The sequence below is a fragment of the Flavobacterium selenitireducens genome (assembly GCF_014748335.1).
In the GTDB taxonomy this organism is placed as follows: Bacteria; Bacteroidota; Bacteroidia; order Flavobacteriales; family Flavobacteriaceae; genus Flavobacterium; species Flavobacterium selenitireducens.
On sequence record NZ_JAAVIY010000006.1, the window covers coordinates 215,585 to 223,347 of the forward strand.

The 7,763-nt window shown below is 46.6% G+C and carries 7 protein-coding genes and 1 rRNA gene; 7 read left to right on the forward strand and 1 reads right to left on the reverse strand.

Annotation, left to right across the window (positions count from 1 at the left end; all coding sequences use genetic code 11):
- Positions 1-34 precede the first annotated feature (34 nt).
- The 4 genes from HC229_RS11260 (at position 35) to HC229_RS11275 (ending at position 3,112) form a co-directional block, all read left to right on the forward strand.
- Positions 35-985, forward strand: a complete 951-nt coding sequence (locus tag HC229_RS11260; RefSeq protein ID WP_191020585.1) for a PhoH family protein — start codon at positions 35-37, stop codon at positions 983-985.
- A gap of 150 nt (positions 986-1,135) precedes the next feature.
- Positions 1,136-2,083, forward strand: coding sequence for a phosphoribosylaminoimidazolesuccinocarboxamide synthase (locus HC229_RS11265; RefSeq protein ID WP_191020586.1), 948 nt, complete (start codon positions 1,136-1,138; stop codon positions 2,081-2,083).
- 165 nt (positions 2,084-2,248) lie between these two features.
- A complete protein-coding gene (locus HC229_RS11270) occupies positions 2,249-2,629 on the forward strand; it encodes an ankyrin repeat domain-containing protein (RefSeq protein ID WP_191020587.1) in 381 nt (126 codons plus the stop codon).
- An 81-nt stretch (positions 2,630-2,710) separates the two neighbouring features.
- Positions 2,711-3,112: a hypothetical protein gene (locus tag HC229_RS11275; protein ID WP_191020588.1), complete on the forward strand. Its 402-nt coding sequence runs from the start codon at positions 2,711-2,713 to the stop codon at positions 3,110-3,112.
- A gap of 67 nt (positions 3,113-3,179) precedes the next feature.
- Here HC229_RS11275 and HC229_RS11280 read toward each other — a convergent pair whose 3' ends face one another.
- Positions 3,180-4,268, reverse strand: a complete 1,089-nt coding sequence (locus HC229_RS11280; RefSeq protein WP_191020589.1) for a M42 family metallopeptidase — start codon at positions 4,266-4,268, stop codon at positions 3,180-3,182.
- An 81-nt stretch (positions 4,269-4,349) separates the two neighbouring features.
- On the opposite strand from HC229_RS11280, the gene HC229_RS11285 reads away from it, so the two are divergent.
- The 3 genes from HC229_RS11285 to HC229_RS11295 all read left to right on the forward strand — a co-directional run bounded on the left by HC229_RS11285 (position 4,350) and on the right by HC229_RS11295 (position 7,725).
- On the forward strand, positions 4,350-5,036 hold the full coding sequence (locus tag HC229_RS11285; protein ID WP_191020590.1) for a DUF4294 domain-containing protein: 687 nt from the start codon (positions 4,350-4,352) through the stop codon (positions 5,034-5,036).
- A 133-nt stretch (positions 5,037-5,169) separates the two neighbouring features.
- Positions 5,170-5,409 (forward strand): hypothetical protein, encoded by a 240-nt coding sequence (locus HC229_RS11290; protein WP_191020591.1) that lies wholly within the window; start codon positions 5,170-5,172, stop codon positions 5,407-5,409.
- A gap of 800 nt (positions 5,410-6,209) precedes the next feature.
- Positions 6,210-7,725 (forward strand): 16S ribosomal RNA (locus HC229_RS11295).
- Positions 7,726-7,763: the final 38 nt, after the last annotated feature.

The following is a 7,763-nucleotide window of genomic DNA, read 5'->3' on the forward strand; positions in this document are numbered from 1 at the left end:
AAAGCTATTATTCCTAATTTAAAAAAGAAGGCCTTTGAACGAGAGAGTCATCGAACTTGGGGACATTGCCCCAAAAGATTTCTGGGGGGCGCAAGACGCACACCTGGAAACGATCAAGAAATATTATCCCAAACTCAAAATAGTGGCCAGGGGAACGACGATTAAGGCGTTCGGCGAAAAAGAGGTGCTCGACGAGTTCGAAAACCGCTTCCACAGGCTGATGGCACATTTTACACGTTACAATAATATCGACGACAACGTCATCGACCGCGTCATCCAAAGCAATACACAGGACGAAACGCGCATGCCGGACCACGACAGGATCCTGGTTCACGGCCTCGGCGGGAAGCTGATCAAGGCCATGACGCCCAATCAACAGATTCTCGTCGATTCGGTTTTCAAGAACGATATGGTATTTGCGGTGGGGCCAGCGGGAACGGGAAAGACGTATACCGGTGTCGCCCTGGCTGTCAAAGCGCTCAAGGAAAAGCAGGTCAAGCGCATCATATTGACACGTCCGGCGGTAGAGGCAGGCGAGAATTTGGGTTTTCTTCCGGGAGACATGAAGGAAAAACTCGATCCTTACATGCAGCCGTTGTATGACGCCTTGCGCGACATGTTGCCTCCGACGACTCTTGAAGATTATCTTCTGAAGGGAATCATACAGATCGCGCCTTTGGCTTTCATGCGCGGACGCACGCTCGACAACGCTTTCGTCATCCTCGACGAGGCCCAGAATACGACACATTCCCAAATGAAAATGTTCCTGACGCGAATGGGAAAAAACGCCAAATTCATCATTACCGGGGATCCCGGCCAGGTAGATTTGCCGCGTTCGACGATGTCCGGGCTTAAAGAGGCGCTATTAATTTTGAAAGACACCGACGGGATCGGCATCATTTATCTCGACGACAAAGATATCGTCCGTCACCGATTGGTCAAAAAGGTGATCGAAGCCTATAAAAAAATCGAGAATCAGGGTTGATTTGATGAAAAGGATAACAAAAAGCGTGGGACCGACCTGCGCTTTTTCTTTTTGTGAAACCCGTTAAAATAACTTGGGCAAAGTTCCAATAAACCTTATTTTTGCGCCGACGCTAAAAAGGCGAACGCAACACAAGTTAAAACTGCCATAATGAACAACACCATCACCACCACTAATTTTAATTTTCCCGGACAGAAGTCGGTTTATCGCGGCAAGGTTAGGGAAGTGTATAACATCAACGATGAACTTTTGGTCATGGTTGCCACCGACAGGCTTTCGGCTTTCGATGTTGTTCTTCCAAAAGGGATTCCGTATAAAGGCCAAATCCTGAACCAGATCGCGACGCGTTTTATGGATCTTACAAAAGATATCGTCCCGAATTGGCTCATCGCCACGCCCGATCCAAACGTAGCAGTCGGACATTTGTGCACGCCTTTTAAAGTGGAAATGGTGATCCGCGGCTATTTGTCTGGCCACGCCGCACGCGAATATGCATCGGGAAAACGCAGCCTTTGCGGTGTCCACCTTCCGGAAGGTTTGAAGGAAAACGACAAATTTCCGCAACCTATCATAACTCCGACGACCAAAGCCGATAATGGCGAACACGATATGGATATTTCGCGAGAGGAGATCCTGTTGAAAGGAATCGTGTCGGAAGCGGACTATCTTGTGCTCGAAAATTATACGCACGCGCTTTTTCAACGAGGCACCAACATTGCCGCCGACCGCGGATTGATCCTCGTGGATACGAAGTATGAATTCGGGAAGACAAAAGATGGGAAAATCGTTTTGATCGACGAAATCCATACTCCGGATTCGTCCCGCTACTTTTACGCCGATGGCTACCAGGAACGACAGGCGAAAGGAGAAAATCAAAAGCAACTCTCGAAGGAATTCGTCCGCCAGTGGCTGATCGCCAATGATTTTCAGGGAAAGGACGGGCAAATCATCCCGGATATGACCGAGGCTTATATCGAATCGGTTTCGGACCGCTACATCGAATTGTTCGAAAACATTTTGGGCGAACCGTTCGTAAAAGCAGATATTTCGGACATAGATGCGCGCATCGAACGCAACGTCATCGATTTTCTTAAATAAGATAATTTACACATAACAATTTCAAAACGCCTTTATTCAGGGCGTTTTTTAATTTTGGTAATGTTCAATAAGGTTAAAAAAAAGTTAATGTCAATTTTAAGAGTAACGTTTGAACGAAACGTCGCGTCTATTAACAAAAATCACAATCAATTAAAATCAATCATCATGAAAAAATCAATCATCTTCGGTCTCGCTCTAGCATCGTTTGCAAATGTCGCTATGGCTAATGAAATCACAACTTCCGTAAATCCAATCACTACATCGGAAGTCAAACTTGTAGGCGGAACACCACTTTGTAACGCTATCAGCAAAGGCGAACTGGACTTCGTAAAGAAAATGGTAGAATACGGAGCCGACGTCAACGAAAAATCCAACGGAATGACACCACTTATGGTAGCCGCCCGTTACAATCAAATCGAAATTGCGAAATTCCTGCTTTCTAAAGGAGCCAGCACGAGAGACAAAAGCGAGAACGGTTTTACCGCCCAAAAATGGGCAGAGGCGACCGGTAACAAAGAAGTCGCTGACCTGATCGCCAAAGCGTAATCACTTCCGGTAAAAATCATCAATCAAATCAATCAATCCCAACGCGCCACACTTGTGGAGCCGAGGACATCAATCAATCACATGAAATCAATCATCACTTTCAGTTTGGCCTTATTGGCCGCCTTTGCAGGCAATGCCGCAACATACCAAGGTCTTAGCGAAATGGACACGGAAACCGTTTTTGGAGGCGGAGTTCCATTTCACACTAAATTCGTCAACGAGGAATTCGTAGCCCATCCGTCAACTTTCATCAGCTCGAATTATGCTAAAACCGCTGAAGAAACGGCGTCCGACAGCAAGCAGATAATTGAGGCCATCGAAGAGGAGGCACTGCCGTTGTACTTCGAGACGTCAATTGCTGAAATCAACGAGAGCAATGCTCTAATCGAGGCCAAGCTTCCCGCATACGCACCGCTGGATTTCAATTATATCAACAAAGGGCAAAAGAAATTGAGCCTTCCGTCCGCTCTTCCAAAATTGTAATATTGGGTTTATAAAGGTTAGTTATAAAGGAAAAAGCATCCCGTAACAGGATGCTTTTTTATTTGTCTTACTTGAAATAGCTGAAGGTTTCGCCATTTTCGATCGTCAGCAAGGATTCGTAGATCAATCGGATCACGTTCTCGACGTCGTCCTTGTGAACCATTTCCACGGTGGTGTGCATGTAACGAAGCGGTAGCGATATCAGTGCAGAAGCGACGCCACCGTTGCTGTACGCGAACGCGTCCGTATCGGTTCCCGTCACTCTCGAAGAAGCGAGTCGTTGAAAGGGGATTTTGTTCTTTTCGGCTGTGTCGAGTATGTGTTCGCGCAAATTGTTTTGCACCGCCGGAGCGTAGGTAATGACCGGGCCTTTTCCTATCTGTACTTCCCCTTCGATGCGTTTGTTGATCATCGGAGTCGTCGTGTCGTGGCAGACGTCGGTGACGATAGCGACGTTGGGGCGTATGGTTTGGGTGATCATTTCGGCTCCTCTCAGTCCTACTTCTTCCTGTACGGAATTGGTAATGTATAAACCAAAAGGCAATTTCTTTTTGTTTTCAGATAACAAACGTGCGACTTCCGCGATCATGAATCCGCCCATCCGGTTATCGATAGCGCGACAGACCAGTTTGTTTTCGTTGAGGATGATGAATTCGTCCGGGTAGGTAATGACGCACCCGACGTGTATGCCCATTTCCTCGACCTGGGCCTTGGTGTCGCAGCCGACGTCGATGTGGAGATTGTCGATCTTGGGATGCTCCTCCTTATCGCGGTTCCTGGTATGTATGGCGGGCCATCCGAAAACACCTTTTACGATTCCCTTTTTGGTGTGGATATTGACGCGTTTCGACGGCGCGATCACATGGTCGGAGCCTCCGTTCCGGATCACGTATATAAGACCGTTGTCCGTAATGTAATTGACATACCATGAAATTTCATCGGAATGTCCTTCGATGACTACTTTGAACTCCGCATCGGGATTGATGACGCCAACGGCCGTTCCGTATGTATCGGTAATGAATGTATCGACATACGGCCGCACGTAATCCATCCACAGTTTTTGCCCATCGGATTCATATCCTGTAGGCGATGCATTATTAAGGTAGCGTTCCATAAACGCCATCGATGATTTCTTTAAAATTGATTTTGCACTCATTCGGATTATTTTCCGCTAAATTAAATATTTGGCACTACAGTTGCCAACGGATTGCATATTTTTGAAACCTAAACAATCAATATGAGATTTATAAGCGCGCTTTTATTTCTTACGACTTGCAGTCTTGGAGCGTTTGCCCAGATCACGCCCCAGGACAGTATCGCCGATCTCAACAAGGCAGAACAGGATTCGATCATGGAAATCATGCTCGAGGACGTATATATAGGTAAACAACCATTGAACTATGCCGGTAAAAAGGAATTCCTGATTTTGCAAAGCCGGGTTTATAAGGTCTATCCGTACGCGCGTATGGCGGCCGAGCGTCTCAATATGCTCGATCGCAACATGGCAAAGCTTAAAACCGCCAAAGAGAAAAAGAAATACTATAAAATTGTCGAAGACTATATAGAGAATGAATTTTCAGAAAAGCTGAAGAAACTCTCCCGTAAACAAGGCCAAATCTTGATTAAGCTTGTGTACAGGCAAACCGGCCGCACGACATTTTCGATTATCAAGGATTACAAGAGTGCCTGGAAAGCATTTTGGTCGAGTAATACCGCTAAGGTTTTCGACCTTGACCTTAAGCGAGGATACAACCCTTATGCCGTGAACGAAGATTATCTTATCGAAACCATATTGGTGCGTGCCTTCGAGAGCGGTCGCCTTCAAAAACAGGAAGCGGCCAAACCTGTCAACATAAATGACCTCGACAAATATTGGACAGGAAAGGCGGTCGAACAGGCAAACGAAAAATCCAAGACAAATTAAGACGGCCCGGGCTGTCTTTTTTTATGCTTTCTCCGTTCTTACCGTTTTTGTGCGATGCAGGCGTTTCACCAATCTAACTTCCGATGTTGCGATATTCGATAATCCACGGCCTTCCTTATATACAATACGAGTTGTGGCAGGATTCAAGGACGAACCGGCTGCATTGTTTGATTTCGGAAGCCGGAATGCCGAGGCACATCTTACGATAATGGAATTTTACATGGATGAAGCCGATTCTCCAAAACTAATATTTTACATGGATGGGTTTGACGATATTGAGGCGGTCTTCGATCGTTTCGATACGTTCCCTGCCCAAGTCGGAAAAGCGAATGGAACCATTTATCTGGCTACGAGCCCAGGTAAGGAAATTTGAGGCGTCGGATGAAAGATTTCTTGATCGGATTTCCGATAAGGGCAAGAAGCGTGGTCAAATTTGCAGAAATTCCCCATATAACGATCGGGAAAATGTTATCGAATGAGCAAATTTCCGACGCTGTTCAACTTTTCAACCATAGATAGCCGTCTCTCGAGATAAATTTCACGCTGGCTTTGCGGGTAAGGGATGAAGATTTTCGCCAACAATTCAGGTTTATCCGATGAATTCGCTTTTCAGGGAACAGTCTGGAATCGGGTCGAATCGCAAACGCGTCTGGATTTATAAAAAAAATCTTCGGGCACAATCGACGTGGTTCCAGCAAGTTACATCGAGAGCCGAAAAAACTTGCAAAATTTCCACATTTAAAACTTGTAAATGCGAAAAAAGCAGCTACTTTTGCACCCGCATTGACAGCGAAGTTCATCGACATACTGAGGTAATAAGGGGCAAAAAAAAGTGAAAAAAAGTTTTGTCGGAGACGAAAAGACTTTTTATCTTTGCCGTCCGGTTTGAAAGGGCCGGATGTGTTTAAAGTTCCTTTATTATTGATGTGCCGGGCGGCAGGAAAAAAGATCAAAATATTTTTCTCAAAAAGCTTGGCAGTTTAAAAACAAGTTGTACTTTTGCACCCGCTTTGAGACACAAGCGAAAGAAAAGAGATTGACAAGTTCATAGACATATTGGATTGACAGCACTTCAGAAGTGATTCTGAAGTAAGCAGAGAGTAAGGAGAAACAATAGCGTGTTTCTTTTGAATTATACTGAGTAAGGCTTGAAATCGTAAGTTATTAAAATATACGATGAAGAGTTTGATCCTGGCTCAGGATGAACGCTAGCGGCAGGCTTAACACATGCAAGTCGAGGGGTAGATGTCTTCGGACATTGAGACCGGCGCACGGGTGCGTAACGCGTATGCAATCTGCCTCTCACTGGGGAATAGCCCGGAGAAATCCGGATTAATGCCCCATGGTATTTTAGGGTGGCATCACCTTATTATTAAAGATTTATCGGTGAGAGATGAGCATGCGTCCCATTAGTTAGTTGGTGTGGTAACGGCACACCAAGACGATGATGGGTAGGGGTCCTGAGAGGGAGATCCCCCACACTGGTACTGAGACACGGACCAGACTCCTACGGGAGGCAGCAGTGAGGAATATTGGTCAATGGACGCAAGTCTGAACCAGCCATGCCGCGTGCAGGACGACGGCCCTATGGGTTGTAAACTGCTTTTGTACGGGAAGAAACCGTTCTACGTGTAGAACTTTGACGGTACCGTAAGAATAAGGATCGGCTAACTCCGTGCCAGCAGCCGCGGTAATACGGAGGATCCAAGCGTTATCCGGAATCATTGGGTTTAAAGGGTCCGTAGGCGGCCCTGTAAGTCAGTGGTGAAATCTTTCGGCTCAACCGGAAAATTGCCATTGATACTGCAGGGCTTGAATTATTGGGAAGTAACTAGAATATGTAGTGTAGCGGTGAAATGCTTAGAGATTACATGGAATACCGATTGCGAAGGCAGGTTACTACCAATCAATTGACGCTGATGGACGAAAGCGTGGGGAGCGAACAGGATTAGATACCCTGGTAGTCCACGCCGTAAACGATGGATACTAGCTGTTCGGTAGCAATACTGAGTGGCTAAGCGAAAGTGATAAGTATCCCACCTGGGGAGTACGAACGCAAGTTTGAAACTCAAAGGAATTGACGGGGGCCCGCACAAGCGGTGGAGCATGTGGTTTAATTCGATGATACGCGAGGAACCTTACCAAGGCTTAAATGGGAGACGACAGTTGTGGAAACATGACTTTCTTCGGACGTCTTTCAAGGTGCTGCATGGTTGTCGTCAGCTCGTGCCGTGAGGTGTCAGGTTAAGTCCTATAACGAGCGCAACCCCTGTCGTTAGTTGCCAGCGAGTCATGTCGGGAACTCTAGCGAGACTGCCAGTGCAAACTGTGAGGAAGGTGGGGATGACGTCAAATCATCACGGCCCTTACGCCTTGGGCTACACACGTGCTACAATGGACGGTACAGAGAGCAGCCACTGGGTGACCAGGAGCGAATCTATAAAACCGTTCTCAGTTCGGATCGGAGTCTGCAACCCGACTCCGTGAAGCTGGAATCGCTAGTAATCGGATATCAGCCATGATCCGGTGAATACGTTCCCGGGCCTTGTACACACCGCCCGTCAAGCCATGGAAGCTGGGGGTGCCTGAAGTCGGTGACCGCAAGGAGCTGCCTAGGGTAAAACTGGTAACTAGGGCTAAGTCGTAACAAGGTAGCCGTACCGGAAGGTGCGGCTGGAACACCTCCTTTCTAGAGAAAGTGACGACAAGCAGAAAAGTTACATATTA